Source organism: Paenibacillus pedocola (assembly GCF_031599675.1).
Taxonomy (GTDB): Bacteria; Bacillota; Bacilli; order Paenibacillales; family Paenibacillaceae; genus Paenibacillus_AQ; species Paenibacillus_AQ pedocola.
The window spans coordinates 3,028,877-3,048,619 of sequence record NZ_CP134223.1 but is presented as its reverse complement, the minus strand read 5'-3'; the positions used below and the strand labels follow the sequence as shown (position 1 = coordinate 3,048,619).

Genomic DNA, 19,743 nt, shown 5'->3' with positions numbered 1-19,743 from the left:
CAGTTGTGAAATTATAGGAGTTATTCATAAGAGATCCCTTCTACTGTTTGATTCTAGGAAGCTTTCCAAAAATGCAATATAGTATTTACATTGTGTAATACATAAGTTACAATCATTCCCAACCAATAACTGGAAAACTCCTCTACGTTCGCCATTCCTTTCAATCACATAGTTTCTCGGCATGTTGCATTTGTTTTACCTTATACTTTAATCACTTTCGGATCAGCTACATCTGATTCTATTAAGCGGGTAGGCAACAGATCAGCGCAAATGTTGTTCAAAACTAAGCGTATATCTACCGAGGGGAGATCAGATTAATATGAATATAGCCGTCAAGTTCATGCGAAAATTCAAAAATCTTGATAACCAGAATAAGCTGAAGGTCTATCGGGACAAAACGGAGCTCATTAGGAAACGGAATATGGAAGGCTGGGATGACAGGCAGCTCCAAGCGGAATCCCTCCGGCTGCAAAAAGAAGCGCGGTCAGATACCCCCTTGGACGAACTGCTTGTCGATGCTTATGCGTTAGTCTGTGAGACAGCAAAGAGAAAGCTCGGATTACAGCCTTACGATGTCCAGATCATGGCAGCTATCGCTCTGCATGAGAGAAATCTGATCGAGCAGCATACCGGTGAAGGAAAAACACTCTCTGCTGTTATGCCTGCATATCTAAATGCACTGACCGGCAAAGGCGTTCATGTGCTGACTTTTAACGATTATTTGGCTAAGCGGGATGCGGAGTGGATGGGCCCGGTCTATCGTTTCCTCGGGTTAACGGTAAACTCGGTTCAAGCTGGCATGAGCCTGTACGATAAACGGGAAGCATACGCCAAGGATATTACCTATGTTACAGCTAAAACAGCGGGATTCGATTACTTGCGCGACACCATTGCACTAAGCGAAGCTGATACCGTGCATCGTCCTTTCCACTACGTCATCGTCGACGAAGCAGATTCGCTTCTGCTCGACGAAGCGCGGGTGCCGCTAGTCATCAGCGGCGATTCGGCCTCTTCCAGGAGCGACGGCTTTCGTTTCGCAGAAGTGGCCCGGCAGCTCAAGCAAGCAGAACATTACGACTTCGACGACTTCCAGCGGAACGTTTACTTGAATGAAGCAGGTGCTGAGAAAGCGGAATCGCTGCTGGGATGCGGCAATTTGTACGATAGCCACAACAGCCACTTGCTGACGTCATTAAATTGCGCGCTGCATGTGGAATCATTGTTAATGAAAGACATCGATTATATCGTCCGGGACGGCAAAATCGAGCTGATCGAAGAATACACCGGCCGCGTGGCGGAGAACAGGTATTTGCCGGATGGGCTGCAAGCCGCGCTTACGGCCAAAGAAGGGCTGTCCTCTACAACCAGCGGAAAAATCCTCGGGACGATCACCATTCAACACTTCATCAGCCTGTATCCGCAGATTTGCGGAATGACGGCTACTGCGTATGCTTCGGCAATGGACTTCCAAGATATTTATGCGCTGCAGGTCGTGCAAATCCCGCCGAACCGGCCAAATATCCGGATCGACCATCCGCACAGGATCTATACCCATAAAGAAGCCAAACTTAAGGCACTCGTACAAGAAATCTCTTCCGTCCATCGAACGGGACGTCCAATTCTCATTGGTACGTCAAGCGTCGAAGAGTCTGCCATGCTGGCTGACTCATTAGCGGCTGCCGGTGTACCTTGCCATGTTCTCAATGCGAAAAACGACGCTGAAGAAGCCGAAATCATCGCCAAAGCGGGAGAAACCGGCGCAGTGACGGTGTCTACAAATATGTCGGGACGCGGCGTCGACATCCGGCTTGGCGGTGGCGACCCCGCGCAAGCAGAGGAAGTCGCTAAGCTGGGCGGGTTATATGTGATTGGCACCCATGTGAACGAAAGCGTGCGGATCGACAACCAGTTGCGCGGGCGTTCCGGCCGCCAAGGCGACCCGGGAGCTTCCATATTTTATGTAAGCATGGAGGACGAGTTGCTGCTTCGCTTCGGCATCTACAAAGCGGTTCGCGATCCAAAGCAGGATGAGGCTCTTGAAGAGCCAGTACTCGGCAGCAAGATCACAAGTATTCAGCGTATTGTTATGGGCCAAAACTTCGATATCCACAAGGAGCTGAACTGCTATTCAGATATGGTGGAGGATCAGAGACGGATTCTTTACGAGGAGCGGCTCCGAATTTTGAAAGGTGAGACGCCGATGAGTCCTTCGGAGCAGCGGGTCAGGCTTTTTTATATCGACGAGTTCTGGGCTGAACATCTTGCATACATTTCTTACCTTCGCGAAAGCATCCATTTGGAGAGCCTTGCCAGCCGTAATCCGATTGACGAATTTCATGCGCAAATCACCGAAGCCTACGAGCAAATTCCGTCTAAAGTAAATAGTGCCTCGGAAAATATGCTTGAAAGACTCGGAGGTACGAATGACCCGGCGGAGTGGGAAAAGCTCGGGTTAAAGAGCCCTGCCTCCACCAGGACTTATATTATTAACGATCAATACTTACAGAATAAACGCAGCTCATGGACCGGAACGACTGTATTTGCTTATTGGATCCGCATGATTATGAAGCCGGTATTCAAGCTGTCAAAGTATTGAAGACTGAACTAGTCTCAGAACTGAAAATGTTGTCCGAAGCGAATAGCATAATATAAGAATAAAATTTAAATATCCCTTTTTTGTTTCCATTTTGAATGGAAAGTAGTGTGCAGCGTGAATCTCTCACCGGTAAACAGCAGATATTCTGCTCAGAGAATCGTTGGTCAACCGAAAAAAAGATGAGCCGCGGCCCACGCGGTTTTTTTCGTGCGAATGGCAATTAATTGTTTCTTTTCGGCATAATCTATGGTATCTATTGTAAGTCGAAGAACAAAATGCAAACAAAGGGAGAGGTTTTGATGTGGGATCGTAAAGAAATAAAACGAAGGGCTAAGGATGTTCTGCGCACTTCATATTGGAAGGCTTTTGTGGTGAGTTTAATACTGGTTTTGCTTGGAGAAGGCTCGGGTATCCCAAGCTTGGATCAGAGAATGGGCTCCTCATCAATTCGTTCAGAACTATCTAACTCCGTTCATGACATGGATTGGGGAATTTTAGGCCCCTTCCTAGTTATCGTATTATTCATTGTTGGTATAATGGCGGTAATTGGAATTGCATTCTATATCCTGATCGGTTCTCCTCTTACTGTAGGTTCATTGCGTTACTTCAAGCAGGCTGCCGAGGGTGAAGTCCGTATGGGCAATATCGGCTATGCGTTTAATAAGGAATGGTATTGGGCTATAGTTCTAACTATGCTTTGGAGAGGTTTTTTGAATTTCTTATGGTTCCTGTTGCTGATCATTCCAGGAATAGTAAAAGCCTATGCGTACAGTCAGGTACCTTACATCCTAGCAGACAATCCGAATATCGGATATAACCGTGCAGTAGAGTTAAGCAAGCAAATGACACAGGGACATAAGTTCCGCATGTTTGTGCTTGATCTGAGCTTTATTGGATGGATTTTGCTTGGCCTGCTGGCACTCGGCATCGGCGTATTATTCGTCCAGCCCTACATCAATGCCACGAAGGCAGAGCTTTACCTGTATTTACGCCATAATGCACTTACATATAAATTGACAACAGAATATGAACTCCGGCTAGCACCGACACCTTATTTTTAGAATCATATCTGTTATTCATAATACGGAGAACAGCATAAAGAGCCTGCGCAAGCTGCAGGCTCTTTATGCTGTAGTTATAACGATGAGAGCTTGTTTATAATACCCGGAAGCAGATTATGTCAACACTAATCAGTCAAAAACCTGTTCCAGCACTTGCGGATAATAAGGGCTAATGATTTTATATGCATTCAAGTGAGGATTGTTCAAATCATTGTCATAGATGATCATATGCTGACTGCCCTTTAAAATAATATCAAATCGTTGCTTGCGGTCAGCCTGAACGATCGTAATATAGTAGCTGAATTTATTGTCGGAGTTTACATTTCGGGCCGATTTCATTAACTGAACATGTGAAAAATCAGCAAAAATTCTCTCAATGACTGCAGGATCAGTAATAATGACGTCTTTCTTCTCACCGGGAACTGACGACAATCGCGTGATTTCTAGAGAGGCGATGTCTTCCAAACGGATGGTATTTGCTACGATTCGTTTAAAAGAAGTATAGCGACTAGCTGTATAGGTCATCAAAGAGACGCCTACCCCTGTCAGAAGCGCACCCGCAAGCATGTATTTTCCACTTTTCACCATAGTTACCGTTCCTCCCTGTAATACGATTCTGTAAGCTACAAGTATAAAACTATATAGACATTGGTGCAAATCTGCAATCTTTCCGACATTCTGCTTTGGTTCTTTTTTCGGAATGAACGCGACCGCACTATTTGTTCTTGACCCTCCCCCTAACGGGAGGGTTTATTATAGCTTCATTACCTAGTAACCTGATCTGAATTTATGTACATCAGTATTGGGCAGCAGATGAACTGGAGGAAAGGCTATGAAAAAATTACGTACACGCACATCACTATGGATGGCAGGAGGACTTACCTTACTGCTGGTGTTGTCCGCTTGCTCCGCAACTAACAGTGCCGTTAGTGGAAACACGACGGACAAATTGGAAAAGACGACAGTGATTCTGGACTGGACGCCCAACACGAATCATACCGGTCTGTATGTCGCCCTTGATAAAGGGTACTACGAGGAAGTTGGGCTGGACACTGATATTATCCAGCCAGCGGACGGGACAACCGCAACACTGATTGCTGCCGGAAAAGGAGACTTTGGCGTAAGCTACCAAGAGGATGTCACTTATGCGCTGACCAGCGAGGAACCGCTGCCCATCCAGGCGATCGCTGCGCTGATCCAGCACAACACGTCAGGCTTTGCCTCCCCTGCTTCCAAAAATATCAAAACGGTAAAAGACTTTGAAGGCAAGTTCTATGGCGGTTGGGGAGCCGCATCGGAAGAAGCTGTACTCCAAGCCGTTATGGATAACAACGGTGCCGACTTCAGCAAATTGAAGATGGTCAACTTCGGAGATGACGATTTCTTTGCCGCTACGCAAAGCAACATTGATTTCGCCTGGATTTTCGAAGGCTGGACTGGTATTGAAGCAAAGCTTAGAGGTATGGAACTGAACTATATTTCGGCTCGTGAGCTTGATCCGGCGCTCGATTATTATACCCCGCTGCTCATCACAAACCGTACAGCAATACAGGAACATCCAGAACAAATCAGCAAATTTCTGAAAGCAACGGAAAAAGGATATCAATATGCGATCGCACACCCGGAAGAGAGTGCCGAAATATTGCTGAAATACGCCCCGGAAATCAATCCGGAACTGGCCAAGGAAAGCCAGAAGTTTCTGGCATCCAAATATATTGACGATGCTCCGCGCTGGGGAGAGATGAAACCTGAAGTGTGGGACCGTTATACCGCTTTCCTGAAACAAAGGGGCCTGATTACGAAGAACTTGCCTGCAAGCGAAGCTTATACCAATGAATTTCTGCCACAGCCTTGAACCTTCCGGGGCTGGAACTAAAGGAGACCACAGCTATGACAACCAAAATTAGGGTTATTCTTGAATATTTCTATCCATGGACCAACTCCGCCGGATTTTATTATGCGCGCCAGCAAGGTTGGTATGAAGAGGCCGGTCTGGATGTTGAACTGGTTGCTGCCGATCCGGGACGGGGAGATACTCTCGCGTATCTGGACCGGAACGAAGCGGATTATGGCATATTCCCAAGCAACCGTCTGCTCGTTTTGCGGGAAAGCAGCCCGACTGTGCAAGCCATTGCGGCTATCAATCATCGGGCTATGGAGACGATACAGACTGTGAAACATACAGGCATTCTGCGTCCGCGGGACCTTAGCGGCAAACGGGTTGCACTCAATCCGACCCCGCGCGGGCTTGCGATGGTTCGGCATCTGGTCGCCACCGACGGCGGCAACCCGGATGAAATTATTTGGGTGAACAGCGGAGTACGCGAGCTTCCGGCAGAGTCCATCGTTCCGGGTGAAATTGATGCAACCTTTGGCAGTTACTGGGCCTGGGAACTTCAGATGGATTCATCCGTCCCTGCTGGACAAAGAATCATCTGGCCCGTGGATGAGATCGGTGCTCCACCTTACCACAGTTACCAGTTGGGCACACGAACAGACAAAGTTACCGCGAGTCCAGATGAAATCCGCACCTTTCTTGCTGTCACTTCACGTGGTTTTCACGCTGTTGCTGCCGATCCCAAACAGGCTGCTGACATCTATGAGCACATTCTGCCTTACTTTCCGGCCGAACTGATTGCCAGGTCGCTTCCACTGATCGCCGGGACCTGGCTGCATGAGGGTCATTGGGGGTATCAGCGACAGGAAATGATCGAACCATATGCCGCATGGCTCTCCCGTCACGGTATCTTACAGCATCCCGAACGCTGGCACGAAAGTTACACAAATGAATTTTTACCAGCGGAGGTGTAGCCTATGTCTGCACAATCGGATAGAGAATATGGTCACGGCATGGGGCTGGAACCGACTGCGCGCGACTGGCAGATCATTGAACCCGCAGAGGCCTCCGAGTTGATTGCCCGTTATGCTGCACTAGGTGAATTACGGGAGATCGCCTGGCACAGCCCAAGACCTTTTTCCAGCGCAGCCATCGTCATTACCGAGTCTGGACCGGTATTTGTCAAGCGGCATCATTCCTCCGTCCGGGATACCGAAGGCTTACTGGAAGAGCATCGTTTTTTGCAGCATCTGCATAGCTGCGGCGCGGCTGTAAGCCAAATCATGGCGGATGCGCATGGCAGAACAGCTCATTCGATTGGCGATTGGACTTACGAGCTTCAGCCATTGGCACAAGGGACTGACCTCTACCGTCATGCCGTATCATGGACGCCTTTTTTACATGCGTCCCATGCCCGCGAAGCAGGACGTGCACTGGCGCAGCTGCATGTCTCGTCGGCAGGTTATAATGCTCCGGCACGCTCTCCGCGCCCGCTCGTCTCCGGCTTCAGTATCTTTGCGCACATAGATCCGTCGGCACAGCTAGCCGCCTATGTCGAGGCTAGGCCGGCCCTGTTAGACTACTTAAAGGGGCGTAACTGGGTGAGTGAGATCATGGCGTGGCTCTCCCCCTTCCATGAAAAGCTCGCTCCATTGTTGCCGGCCCTTCCACCGCTCTGGACACATAATGACCTGCATGCCTCCAACATGCTGTGGACCGGTGAAGGTGCTGATGCACAGGTCGCCGCCATTCTCGATTTCGGGCTGGCCGACCGCACCAATGCCGTCTACGATCTGGCGACCACGATTGAACGAAATACGATTGAATGGCTGCGTATGGACGAGCCTGGCCGGAGCAGCATTTTCCACCCTGATCAAATGGTCGCCCTGCTCGACGGTTATGAAGCTGTACGTCCCTTGACGGCAGCAGAGCGGAGTGCGTTACCGTTTATGCTGCCGCTGGTGCACGCTGAATACGCCCTGTCCGAAATTGATTATTTTGCCGGGATCGTCGGCTCACAGGAAAATGCGGATCTAGCGTATCATGAATTTCTGTTGGGACATGCCCGTTGGTTCCATAGTTTCGAGGGGCGCTATGTGCTAGAGCAACTGCAATCCCGGTGGACGTCTGCCTCATTCTGATATTGACGATGATCAGCGGTTTTGTTATCGTAGGCTTATTACCCATTAATTTAATGTGATTAATAGTTATTAACATTCAAAGGCGTGATCTCATGTTCAAAAAAACGCTCCGACTAACAGACAGAGTATATCCGGTCGCTGCCGTACTTGTTTTACTGTGCTTGTGGCAGATTATTGTCTCCCTCGCACAGCTTCCGTCCTATATCCTCCCATCACCTGTAGCGGTCATTCAGGCACTAGTATCCGATTTTCCCCTGATCGCCGCGCATACAAAAGTTACACTTATTGAAGCCGCTACCGGATTCTCTCTGTCCGTTGCTCTGGCATTCATTCTGAGTATTATCATGGATAATTTCACTATTGTGAAAAAGTCATTCTACCCGATTCTGATCATCTCCCAAACGGTGCCGATCATCGCCTTGACACCCATTCTGATCGTCTGGTTTGGTTTCGGGATGCTGACCAAAGTTTTGGTTATTATTCTAGTTTGCTTTTTTCCGATTGCTGTCAGCCTTGTAGACGGGTTCGCTAAAGTGGACCGGGATTATTTGAACCTCTTTCGCTCTTACGGTGCTTCGAGAATACAAGTCTTTTTCCATCTCAAGCTTCCTGCTGCTGCGGTGAACTTTTTCTCAGGCTTAAAAATTGCGGCAACGTATACGATAATGGCTGCTGTCATTAGCGAATGGCAAGGCGGCGTTAAGGGCATCGGTGTCTATATGGTTCGTGCCAAAAAAGCATATACACTAGACAAGGTCTTTGCTTCGATCCTCGTCATTACACTTGTTAGTGTGTTGTTGATCTATTTGATCGATTATGTGTCCAAAAAAGTAACGCACTGGAAATGAAATATATATAGTTTATAAGGAGGGGGTAGCGTGTCTGCCACCGATTCAGCTAGATTGGATACACTTGTTTCACTGGGTGGTGTCGGGAAACATTACGGTTCCAGCGAAATCATTAAAGATATTTCCCTTCACCTGGACCGCGGCGAATTCGTCTCTATCATTGGACCGAGCGGCTGCGGTAAGAGCACTATTTTCAACCTGATTGCAGGTTTGATTGATGACCATTCCGGGCACATGTCGATCCAGGGCAGTGTCGGTTATATGCAGCAAAAAGACTTGCTCCTGCCTTGGAAAACTGTGCTGGACAACATTGCACTTCCGCTGGTACTCAAGGGAGAATCGCGAAAAGCAGGACGTGAGCGTGCAAACTCTTATATAGAGCTGATGGGTTTACGCGGATATGAAGATGAGTACCCGTACCGCTTGTCCGGCGGCATGAAGCAGCGGGCAAGTTTTCTGCGTACCTTTCTCGCTTCTGAAGAAACCATGCTGCTTGACGAGCCGTTTGGTGCTCTGGATTCAATCACCAAGAGTAAAATGCAGCGCTGGCTCCTGGACATCAAGACAAATCTGAATCTGTCTATTCTGCTCATTACACACGATATCGACGAGGCGTTGCTGTTGTCAGACAGGCTTTATATCATGTCTTCCAGACCGGGACGGATCATCAGGGAGCTCCACCTGCCCATGCTGCGCGAAGACAAAACGAAACGGCTGGTCTCAGGTGAACTGCTCTCCATCAAGGAAGACATTCTAACATTGCTGTAGCAACCGGAAAGAAGGGCAAAACATGGAATTTTTTTCAATTGGAGAAGTGTCCAAGCTGTGCAGTATTCCCGTTAAGACTTTGCGTTACTACGATGAGATCGGTCTGCTGCGACCGGACAAAATTTCAGATGAAAACCACTACCGGTATTATTCCAAAGAAAGTGCCCTTAAGATTCCGCTGATCAAATATTATAAACAGCTTGGTTTCCGTCTAGATGATATCAAAGAACTGATTGGGGTACTCGATATCGGCGTCCTCAGCGATTTTTTCACAAAAGAATTAAAGTCTGTAGAGAAACAAATTGCTGATCTTCAAAAGAAACATTTTGCGATTACCGAATGGAGCAAATTGCTCCGGCACGGTGAAGCTTATCTCACTCAACCTGACACAAATGGGCGTATCGATGTGCGGACAATTCCCTCTTATCAAACCGTTCATTTCCGGTATGAACTGAAAGAAGGGCAAAATCATGAGGAAATGCTGTACAGCCCTTCCTTTGTTGAACTGTGCCAGCGCCAAGACGTTTTCGCGTATGGTCCGTTTATGCTGCGCTTCAACAGCCTTGAGGAACGGATAAACGGCACGTTTCGGGAACTTGACGCCTACACCTCTGTAATTGAGGAGGAGTATCCTGGTGTGGAAACATTTACCCTGGGCGGATTCCAGGCGATTACGGCGATACACAAAGGCAGCTACAGCCGAATTGCGGATACATATCACAAGCTTACAGGCTGGGCCAGACAGCACAACTTCAAATTTCAAGGCGCGGCTTATGAACGAAACATTATTGATCCTTGGAGTACCCGTGTCCCGGAGCATTATGTCACGGAACTGATCGTTCCCATCGTGTCCTGAGAAGCATTGCTGATCAGCAATGCTGTACAGAATCAAGCAACAAACCCGAGGAGGAGTACTATGTCACATCTGATTTCAGTAGAAGAAGCCATCCTTCGCTTCCGGGAAGGACAAACCGTCTTTCTGGATGTCCGCTTCACATTCGGTGAACCGACTGCGGGACAAGAGGCTTACCAGCGTAACCATATTCCCGGTGCTATTCATTTTGATCTGAATGAAGACCTCTCTGGTCCCATCATGGCGCATGGCGGCCGGCATCCTCTGCCTGATCCGGACCTCTTCGCCCGCAAACTGGGGGCAGCCGGTATCGGCCCGTCCACACCCGTCATCGTCTATGATGACCAGAAGGGAGCCGTTGCTGCCAGGCTGTGGTGGATGCTCCGCTATTACGGACATGACGATGTACGAATGCTGGACACCGGCTTTACGCAGTGGTGTATAGCTGGCGGAGCCGTAACCGCAGCACCTGCTGCTCCGAACTCAAACGTGTTTACACCGCACATCTGCAAAGAAATGACGATAGACGCCAGCGAAATTAGCAGGCGACTGAGTGACCCTGGTCTGCTGCTGATTGATTCCAGGGTACACGGCAGTTATACTGCCGAACAACCAACCAAATATCCGGTCAACGGCCATATTCCCGGCGCGCTGAACCGCTACTGGGAGGATGGCCTCTCCGGCGAAGGTGTATTTTTACATTCCGTGGAGCAAAAAAAACGGTTTGCCGACTTACCGCCACATGCTGAATATGCTGTATACTGCAACGCAGGTGTCACCGCTTGTCCAAACGTGCTTGCACTAACCGAGGCCGGATATAAGAATGTGCGGCTGTATGTAGGGAGCTGGGGTGACTGGATATCTTATCCTGCAAACCCTATCGCCACTGGTGAATAGTCAACAGGAAGAGCCCGCACGGGGTGCGGGCTTTTTGTGCTGAAATTATATTCATGCATCGGCAAGCTGGAGGTTCAGCAATATACGGACATTGTTGCGCAGCTAATTGCCGTCAGATCCGGAACCTTCTCAATCAGTAGCTACGCACAATTCGCTCCGCTGCCCCTGATGGAGCAGCATCCAACCTTTTTCGACAAGTCCTTAATGGTTGCCGCCTATGCTATAAACCTTTATCCGCCAGAGCAAGTATTTCCCCTGCCTCCAGCTTGCTTAGACTATCCCCGTAGGACTTACCGGTGCTTTTCTCCAGTTCAACAATGGCTCTCAACTGCGTCTCTGTCGCTGGTTGCCTTTGAATCAGGTTCATGAGATTATCCCTGGCGATCATCTGTGCTATCTGGGGATCGTCTAACAGATACAGCATGCGGTACATACCCTCAATGGCCTTCTCTTCCCCGCCATCAAGTCCATATCCGGAATCTGTGCTTAGCATAAAACGATCGGGATACTTTTTAATCACAGGAATAAAGATTTCCGGGTGCAGCCCCCCTTCTGGATTGTAGACGGAGAAGCCGGCAAAAAAATCAGCGTAAAGGTTCGGATATTTCGCCATTAAGCGATCGACTTCTTCAGGAGTGTTGTAGGCATTGATATGGGCGAAAATAAAAGTCGTATCCGGATGCTGGCTCAAGGCTTGCTCCAGCTTGGCTACCGGCTCTCCGCTTGGCGGATCGATATGCAAAAGAATTGGTGCCTTATATTTCGCAATCAGATCATAAATCTGTGGAAGATAACCATCCATGGGATCGTTCGCCTTCCATTCCACATTCGAAAGTACCGGAGAATGAGTTGAAGCCGCAGCAATCTCGCCCAGGCCGAAGTAACCCTTTTCTAAATTGTCTTTGACTACATCAAGACTGCCAGGATCGTGGAGATCGAAGCCGGAGAAATAGGGAATATAAAAGTCGGGATTGCTCTGGTAAGCGTACCAGCTGTAAGAATCGGTCAGAATTGCGCTATGTTCGGAAACGTCTCCGAAAATAATGACATTTCGCACTTTATACTTCGTCCATACATCCTCCATCCTTTGAAACTGCTTGCCAGATGCATCATGATTATGAGCGTCGATCAGTCCCAGATGCCCGTATGTATTCACCAGCTGAGTAAAATCCGGCTGATCCGTTGACGATTTCAAATCAGTGTGTTCTGCCGTTACTGTGTTCTCAGGGCTTACCGCTTGAGTATTTGCTGTCGCTTTGGGTTCCGCTTGATTGTCCGGTTGCGCTGCCGTACAACCTGATGCAGTTATTAACATACAACATGCCGCCAATATAACCAGGGATGTTTTATAGCGATCCACCATCCAAAACCTCCCATAATAATTAATAATTTCAATTCGCATTATAACACGAAAATTATCCGGACAAGACCATTAATCGGAAACGTTTCCGAATTATTCATCACCACGGCAACTGCTAAATTTCAAGGCTTTTATTTTAAAAAAAGAGGTGTCCACTGCCATACGAATGGCTTGTGGAACACCTCTACTAATCACTTCAGCTCAGAACACTTCCAGCTTAACTATAGAATTGCCAGAATACAAGCAGGCTCACCAGAACAACCATCATCGCCCCTGGAAGAATGGCCGACCACTTGTCACGGGCAGTTGAAGCAGACCGCTTTTTCTTCTTCGGTACCAGCAGTGCCGCCAAGAACAATACCGCCAGTCCAGTCAGACCATAGTTAACCATAATCTGCGGATACACTTCTGCATAGGCTCGCTCATTATTGCTGATCATCCGCAGGGCCAGGACCAGATTGTTCACCACAATGCCGGTACCGGTTAAGGTGAGGCCTACAGCCAGCTTGCGGCTAACGGCAGCACGTGCCGGTGCCTGACTTCTTCTCGCTCTCCGTTTGGATAAGACCGTCTGCACAAGTAATACAAACGGGGCTAGCAAGAAATAGACAACGGCCAGCACCGCGAGCGCAGCACTCAAGAGCAGCACCGTCATCGATTTACCGGCAGGCAGCGGCAAATAATCAGTGGTATACACCGAAATCGCCTTTACCTTACCATCACTGACTGTTGCATGCAGCATGGGCCAGGCATCGAGCGCCGAGTCTCCGCTAACTTTCTGATAGAGATAAGGCTGTACCTGCTTATAGCTTCCGGTCATGCCTGCCAGTGATACCCGGAGCTGGTTTGCTCCCTGCGGCTCAAGCGTCATCAGCGTAAGGTAAGGGAATAGATTCATGAAGCCATGTCCAGGGCGGCGCGCGGCCATAAACTTACCTTGAACCTCAGATGGATCGGGCAGATTGACAGCACCCGCCTGCTCACGCATGCCAACGATCGCTTTGGTCAGGCCATAAACAATATTGGATTCGCTGGCCTGATTAGACATAATTACGATCGCAAACCGGTCTTCAGGGACGATCTGCAGATTAGTGGCAAAAGCAATTGTATTCCCGCCGTGTCCTAACGTCCGGTGCAGCCCGGGATATTCCCAGAACCCATGTGCATTGCCCGGCATACCTTCCGCTGAGGTATAACTCCGTGCCAGCATCGTGTTCAGCGTCTCAGGTTTCTCGAACAGGGGGGACAGTTCTCCGGCTGCCGGCAGGAATGCCATCGCAAACTTTGCCAGATCCTCAGCAGAGCCGTTATTCCCGCCGTTAGGGTACATAGACATATAATTCCATGAACCCTGCTTAAAGGACCCTTCTTCTTGGAAGAAATACCCTTTAGCTTTATGCTTTAGCAGCTCCGGGCGGTCCTCTACGACGGAATAGGCAATGGAATCTTTCATGCCCAGAGGATCAAAGATATGCTGCTGAACATATTCATGATAAGGCTGGCCGCTGATTCTCTCCACGATATATGCAGCCAGGGAGTTGCCATAGTTCGAATAGGCTACAGCCTCACCGGGTCTGTAAATCTGTGTCGGCTGGGCAAGCTGCAGCCCCTCTTCCAGCGACCGCACTTCCTGAGGAGATTGATAGGCCATATCGAACATATACTCCTCGAATCCGGCATTGTGGTTCATCAGATTGAACATCGTTATAGGATCATCATATTTCAGTTTAGTTAGGATTCTCCGGCAAATAGCTGCGGATATCTGTATTCAGGTCAATTTTCCCTTGTTCTGCCAGCTGCATCACGGACGTCCATACTGTAAGCTTGCTGATCGAGCCCCACTCCATTACCGTACCCGGCGAGACAGGGATCTGCTTCTCCACATCGGCGTAACCGTACCCCTTGGACAGTACCACCCGGCCATCCTTCACCATAACAACAGACGCACCTACGGTATGTTTTCCTATGTATTCCTTTACATAATCGTTGACAAAATCTTCCAAACCAGCCAACGAAATCCCGGAAGGGGTTGTCCCCCCTGCCCCACCGCTAACTTTCTCCGTTGCAAACTCTGTGATACTAAAAGACAACAATAATAGTATCGAGAACGCAAGTGTGAATCCTCTTCTTAACAATAAAACCTCTCCTTTAGTCGAGTAAATTCCTGCAGCTCTCCTATTCTAACAAGAATTTTCACACAAAAGCGCATAATTTTGTAAAATAAACCACATGCGGATTTCGGTTCTCCACACTTCCTCCACATAACAAACAGCGGCCCCCAGTACTGGAGAACCGCTGTCTGCTTTATATTCAACGCTTTCACCGGGGTATGGTGAACTACTCAATCAATTGCAACAGTTCTTTGATAATAAGATCAGGGTGATAACTGTGGATGTAATGTGAACTGTCCTCTACAATAATTTGCTTGCCGTCAACCGACCATGAAACCAGCTCGGCTTGACTGTCTGCCCATGCCCGATCCTCTGCCAGCTTGCCGAAATAATCTGCGGTCAGAACGCGAATGGGTATATGCAGTGGCTTCTCACCGGCTAATACAATCTGTGCATTCTCTTGGCTCCTGCGCATTTCATCAACCATATCCCGGTTACCGGCCAGCAGAAGCATTGATTTACGGTTTAATGTCCTTTGCGCTTCAGGGAGCAATTTTTCTTCGTTGCTTTCGCTGGCTGCCCAATTCTTAAAGGATTCCAAATGATATAAAGTCCGAAGGACACCTGTTGTCCTGAGCGCCTTGTAGAGGATTGGAATAAACATCAGTTCAGGGCTAAGGGCATAATATTCAGGGCTTCCGCCATCGATCGTCAGGATTCCTTTCACTTCCTCGGGATAACGCTGGGCATAACGGATCGTCTCCAGTGCACCCATCGAGTGCCCAACAAAAACATATGGCGGCTTATGACCTGAGACTTGTAGCAGTTCGTGAATTTCACCTGTAATCTCATCAATATTCCGTTCTTTGCCTGTCACGTCACTAAATCCGTAACCGAAGCGATCGTAGACTGCGATTTTCACATGCTGTTTCAGTCCTTCGTATAAAGGCGAAAAGTCAGCGTATGGATTCGTTGTCCCCCAACCTGATGCAAATACAACGGTTGTTTCCCCTTCCCCATCCGAATATAGATGCATCTTATTTCCCTTGACCTCATACAGCCTTCCAACCGGCTGGTATGTTTTCCTGTCCTGAACCGCACAATACCACTGATAACAGGCTCCGACAGCTATCAGAGCAACACATGCTGCCAACATCCAGAGTGCTATTTTCCAAACTCGTCTCTTCAACATTTCAAATAGCCTGCGACTTGTATACACGTGCAACCGCAGATTCATTAAATCCTTTGACAATAAGCCATACCGCTAAAATCATCTCATTCGCCGCTACAGGAAGTGAGAATAAGGCGCCCCAGACTGAAAGCTGAGAAAATACGCCGAACATTTCCAACAATGAAGCAATGAAAACGGAGACGCCACCTGTCATTCCCAAGATCGAAATAAATCGGGGAACAAGCTTGGTATGATAGAAGATGTAACTATACAACAATGTATTAACTCCCAGCATGAAGTTAGGCCCAAGCAGGAATGTCCAGTCGTGAACGGCTTGCAATACAGTGCCGGACGCCAGGTACGGTGCAGGATCCGGGGTGCCTGCAGCCACATATTCCCGGCTTAAGGTTAGCAGGGACAATATGCTGACGATGCCGACAGTAATGACTACTGCTTCCATAAACCGGAAGAGAACATGACCAAGCGCGATGCTTTCATTGTACTTGCGCAAGAATGGAAACATAGTAATAGACGTCCCCACCGCCGAAACAACAAGGATCAATTCCATCAGCGCTCCCAGGATCACCTGGTTTGCGTGTGCAGCACCATCATTCAGGTAACCGGTATCTTGGAGAATCGGACTGTAAAGGATAAGCGCAACGATCGATGATGCCGCTGCAAGGATAAACAGCACCCCTACGACTTTCCCGGCTGATTTGGCTGAATTGGCTGATTTCATGTTTTAACCTCCATCTTCTTCTTTACGAATTTGTTCCCCATAAAAAAATACCTCTTCCAAATGCAAGCTGAATGCCTGAGCGATGCGAAAAGCCAGCTCGAGCGAAGGCGAATAATTGCCCTTTTCCAGCGCCACGATGGTTTGCCGGGTTACACCCACCTTGTCAGCCAATTGCTGCTGCGTCATTTCGTTATATTCGAATCTTAATTTGCGGATGTGATTGCCAACAAGATTTTTACTCATTTTAGACTCCTCTCCTGTAGTGATATAGCTTCGTCACGGAGCCCGCGACATCGGATATGAATCCCGAGACAATCAGGATGACAAACATCACCTGTACTGGCTGTTCGATGACCAGTGATCCCATGGCAAGAAGGAAACCGAGAATAAAGATGAAGAAGCCATTACGGTGCGATTTCAGTTCGATCTGTTTATCCAATTCATCCGCGAAATTCGGCTCCTTCTCCCCGGTTGTGATCCGAAAAACGATATTGAAAATGATACTGATCACGATATGCGCAAAGATGGAAACCAAAGTCAGTACGAGGACAAAAGAGCCCCAGTAGTGATACATCTCTGTCTGCTCCATTCCTTCCGCAGGATAATGCACATACTTGTACGCGCTAAAAGATACGAAAATGAGAATGGCGCTAATGATCGATACGATGCTCTTCTTTTCCTGATAAGTCATGCTGTGCCCCCCCTACAGAATAATTAAAAGTTAAGTTTGTTATACACAATGTATATCAAACCATTCTCAGTGTCAAGTTTTCTTTACATCGTGGACCGAATAAAAAAACCCGCAACCTGTGCGGGCTTGTTATAGTGAATAACGACAATGAGAATTTCGTGCAAACTAACACGCATTTTACAGGCTTAACGCTCCCTGTTCACCACGTAATTCATTAGATGTTTCAAGAACGGTATATTGCGGGGAATCGCTTGTAACGCTTCCGTAGCAAGACAATAATGTTCCCACATTTCTTTACTCGCACCTTCGATTCCAAGAATCGAGACGAAATTCGAATTATTGTTCGCCACATCCTTGCCGACCGGTTTGCCGAGTACATCCGTATCTCCCTCCACATCGAGCAGATCGTCTTTGATCTGAAACGCAATCCCCATATGGTAGGCAAATTTTTTGAGGGCAATAACTTCCGTTTCGCTAGCCTCTGCAAGCATAGCCGGCATGACCAGACATGCCTCGAAGGCCACACCAGTCTTATAAAAGCAAACCATATTCAGCTGCTCCAGGGTCAAATTCTTTCCTTTTGAATCCAAGTCCATAGCCTGCCCCATACACATGTCTTCTGCCTTTTGGGCCGAGTAGCGGATCAGGGCAATAACGGTCTCAGCCTTGAAGCGGTTCAGGGAGGCTTGTTCTCCAATCGCTCTCTGAATCAAATACAGCCCGGTTAATTCGGCAGTAGCACTATTGTGAACCTGATGCAAGGTCTCCCGCCCTCTGCGGGTAGACGCATTATCTTGTGAGGGCAGATCATCAAAGATCAGGGATGCAGTATGCATATATTCGAGTGATCTCAGAAGCGGAACAATGGCCTCAGACTCCAACCCGTATTCATTCACGCCCATGACCCAGGTCAGAATAGGACGAACCCGCTTCCCGTCCCCTTCCAGACTGTAATTGGCCGCATCGATCAGCTGTTCCTTCATTGCCGTAATCCCCTGCGGCTTGGTGAATTTCAGCTCGCTGTTAATCAGACTGCGGGCACTTTTGAATGTAGCGTGGAAGTCCTCCTGTTCCCTTGCCTCCGTTCTCAAATGCTCAACCATCCGGTCGCGCAGCAGTTTATCGAAAAAGTCCACATCATCCGCTTTGCGCACCATTTTCTGAATAAGCCGATTGAGTTCCGGATGGCCGGCTGCAAACCTCCCCATCGTCTCGTTGTATTTCTCAGCCCCTGCCCGCTCCTTGAAACGCTTAAGTCCATTAATCGCCCGGTCCAATATTACCTCACGGACTTTAGCATTGGAATTATAAACGCTGCGGATGAGATTGGATACAACTGCCCAATACAATTCGAAGGGATTGATCAAATCCGGTCTTTGCTCATGATATTGCAAATAATAAGTATAAGGTGTCACCGCACCATCCTTCAGATCCTGCTCCATATCCGCGAAATCATCGGCAAGCTGATTGTAGATCCCAAAAAAGAAGGTCCGCTCTTCAAAGCCGGCATCCTCAGGCGCACTGATTACAGAACGCGCAACCAACCGGGATGATGATGACTTCAAAATAACGGGGATATACAGTTCATCATTGGTGTAACCGGGCTGTGAAAGCACCTTAACACGGTCGATATCCTGAGCATGAAAAAAGACATAGGACTGCTCGAAAAAGGTCTGCTGCGTGTCAGGGCTCTGATGCTGCTTAATATACTCAAAAGCCTCTGTGAGCTCCGAATGGATATAACGAATCAGCTTCACATTCTCCCCGTTCCATACATCCAGCGCAGGCACAATTCCTGTAAGCAGTGCAGAACGAATCAGATCGGAATATTGCGCTTTTTCTTGAAGAGTCAGAATCTGAGAATCCAGCAGATCATCAATAAATGGATAGGTAAGACCATAGGAATATCCAAGCCTGATCGCTTCATCGAGCCTGCGGGAACGCTCACCGGGCGGTGCAGCATCCCCCAGCTCATCCATCACATGGAGAACAACGCCCAGAATAATCTTGATCAGCTTACGCTGGGCATGCTCCGCACTCATTCCCTCAGGTATATGTGAAGCTACCGATCTTAGTTTTTTGAACAACCAGATCACTGCAGTTTCAGTACCTTCCTTCTGGGCCCACCTGTACACCCCTGCCAGATTCATAAATTCCGGCTGCTCACCTTTGTTCGTGTTGACGGACTTTAGCAAATGTTTGTTCAAATCAGCCACAGTTTTCTGAATCCGGTTCTGGGTAACCAATGAATCCAGCGTTTTCCCCAGATCTCGCAAATAAATGTAAGAGACACTGCGGTCCAAGTAATCATCCAATTTCCCTGTGTAATTCAGCCATTGAATGTACCGGTAGTAATCCCGGGTATCCGGCTTGTTCTTTCCCCGTGAAAATAAGCTTACGCCCGAATAACCCCGCATATGCTTCCGTTTCCATATTTGAATATCCTCTGTCAGGGCTGGCACATAAGACTTATTCCTGACCTGATTATAGAGCGATGTAAAGTACCGGGCCGCCCTCTCCTCAGCCAGTTGGTAGCTCTCATTAACATGATTCATAATATTCACATTCATATAATGCACAACCTCAATGTCTTATTTGATATACATAGCTGCAATTCACCTTGGAGAATGCATGCTTTCGGTTCAAGCTTTTTATCCTTATACGGACAAT

At 48.1% G+C, this 19,743-nt stretch carries 18 protein-coding genes; 9 read left to right on the top strand and 9 right to left on the bottom strand.

Features of this window, described 5'->3' with window-relative positions; genetic code table 11:
* The first annotated feature begins 319 nt into the window (after window positions 1–319).
* Complete coding sequence (locus QU597_RS13130) at window positions 320–2,596, top strand: preprotein translocase subunit SecA (protein ID WP_310833023.1); 2,277 nt, start codon at window positions 320–322, stop codon at window positions 2,594–2,596.
* Window positions 2,597–2,895: 299 nt separating this feature from the next.
* Window positions 2,896–3,657 carry a DUF975 family protein gene (locus QU597_RS13125; RefSeq protein ID WP_310833022.1) on the top strand — a complete coding sequence of 254 codons (762 nt, stop codon included), beginning with the start codon at window positions 2,896–2,898 and terminating at the stop codon, window positions 3,655–3,657.
* Between the two features lie 129 nt (window positions 3,658–3,786).
* Here QU597_RS13125 and QU597_RS13120 read toward each other — a convergent pair whose 3' ends face one another.
* Window positions 3,787–4,245 (bottom strand): hypothetical protein, encoded by a 459-nt coding sequence (locus QU597_RS13120; protein ID WP_310833021.1) that lies wholly within the window; start codon window positions 4,243–4,245, stop codon window positions 3,787–3,789.
* A 244-nt stretch (window positions 4,246–4,489) separates the two neighbouring features.
* Between QU597_RS13120 and QU597_RS13115 the strand changes: the two genes are divergently transcribed.
* The 7 genes from QU597_RS13115 (at window position 4,490) to QU597_RS13085 (ending at window position 11,001) form a co-directional block, all read left to right on the top strand.
* Window positions 4,490–5,512: an ABC transporter substrate-binding protein gene (locus tag QU597_RS13115; protein WP_310833020.1), complete on the top strand. Its 1,023-nt coding sequence runs from the start codon at window positions 4,490–4,492 to the stop codon at window positions 5,510–5,512.
* 35 nt (window positions 5,513–5,547) lie between these two features.
* Window positions 5,548–6,468 (top strand): ABC transporter substrate-binding protein, encoded by a 921-nt coding sequence (locus tag QU597_RS13110; protein ID WP_310833019.1) that lies wholly within the window; start codon window positions 5,548–5,550, stop codon window positions 6,466–6,468.
* A gap of 3 nt (window positions 6,469–6,471) precedes the next feature.
* Window positions 6,472–7,635: a phosphotransferase gene (locus QU597_RS13105; RefSeq protein WP_310833018.1), complete on the top strand. Its 1,164-nt coding sequence runs from the start codon at window positions 6,472–6,474 to the stop codon at window positions 7,633–7,635.
* A gap of 92 nt (window positions 7,636–7,727) precedes the next feature.
* Window positions 7,728–8,483: an ABC transporter permease gene (locus QU597_RS13100; protein ID WP_310833017.1), complete on the top strand. Its 756-nt coding sequence runs from the start codon at window positions 7,728–7,730 to the stop codon at window positions 8,481–8,483.
* Between the two features lie 30 nt (window positions 8,484–8,513).
* Window positions 8,514–9,251, top strand: coding sequence for an ABC transporter ATP-binding protein (locus tag QU597_RS13095; RefSeq protein WP_310833016.1), 738 nt, complete (start codon window positions 8,514–8,516; stop codon window positions 9,249–9,251).
* A gap of 22 nt (window positions 9,252–9,273) precedes the next feature.
* Window positions 9,274–10,107, top strand: coding sequence for a MerR family transcriptional regulator (locus QU597_RS13090; protein WP_310833015.1), 834 nt, complete (start codon window positions 9,274–9,276; stop codon window positions 10,105–10,107).
* Window positions 10,108–10,167: 60 nt separating this feature from the next.
* Entirely contained in the window at window positions 10,168–11,001 is an 834-nt protein-coding gene (locus QU597_RS13085) for a sulfurtransferase (RefSeq protein WP_310833014.1), read from the top strand.
* A gap of 220 nt (window positions 11,002–11,221) precedes the next feature.
* Here QU597_RS13085 and QU597_RS13080 read toward each other — a convergent pair whose 3' ends face one another.
* From QU597_RS13080 to QU597_RS13045, 8 genes are all read right to left on the bottom strand, one after another.
* Window positions 11,222–12,316: an amidohydrolase family protein gene (locus QU597_RS13080; RefSeq protein ID WP_310833013.1), complete on the bottom strand. Its 1,095-nt coding sequence runs from the start codon at window positions 12,314–12,316 to the stop codon at window positions 11,222–11,224.
* 262 nt (window positions 12,317–12,578) lie between these two features.
* A complete protein-coding gene (locus QU597_RS13075) occupies window positions 12,579–14,069 on the bottom strand; it encodes a serine hydrolase domain-containing protein (protein ID WP_369698852.1) in 1,491 nt (496 codons plus the stop codon).
* Window positions 14,070–14,088: 19 nt separating this feature from the next.
* Entirely contained in the window at window positions 14,089–14,496 is a 408-nt protein-coding gene (locus tag QU597_RS13070; protein ID WP_310833011.1) for a serine hydrolase domain-containing protein, read from the bottom strand.
* 202 nt (window positions 14,497–14,698) lie between these two features.
* Window positions 14,699–15,508, bottom strand: coding sequence for an alpha/beta fold hydrolase (locus tag QU597_RS13065; protein WP_310833010.1), 810 nt, complete (start codon window positions 15,506–15,508; stop codon window positions 14,699–14,701).
* A 157-nt stretch (window positions 15,509–15,665) separates the two neighbouring features.
* A complete protein-coding gene (locus QU597_RS13060; RefSeq protein ID WP_310833009.1) occupies window positions 15,666–16,382 on the bottom strand; it encodes a DUF4386 domain-containing protein in 717 nt (238 codons plus the stop codon).
* Window positions 16,383–16,385: 3 nt separating this feature from the next.
* Entirely contained in the window at window positions 16,386–16,625 is a 240-nt protein-coding gene (locus tag QU597_RS13055) for a helix-turn-helix transcriptional regulator (RefSeq protein WP_310833008.1), read from the bottom strand.
* 1 nt (window position 16,626) lies between these two features.
* Window positions 16,627–17,073, bottom strand: coding sequence for a hypothetical protein (locus tag QU597_RS13050; RefSeq protein WP_310833007.1), 447 nt, complete (start codon window positions 17,071–17,073; stop codon window positions 16,627–16,629).
* Between the two features lie 185 nt (window positions 17,074–17,258).
* The gene (locus QU597_RS13045; protein ID WP_310833006.1) at window positions 17,259–19,643 is read right to left on the bottom strand and encodes a polyprenyl synthetase family protein; all 2,385 of its coding nucleotides are present in this window, start codon (window positions 19,641–19,643) and stop codon (window positions 17,259–17,261) included.
* Window positions 19,644–19,743 lie beyond the last annotated feature (100 nt).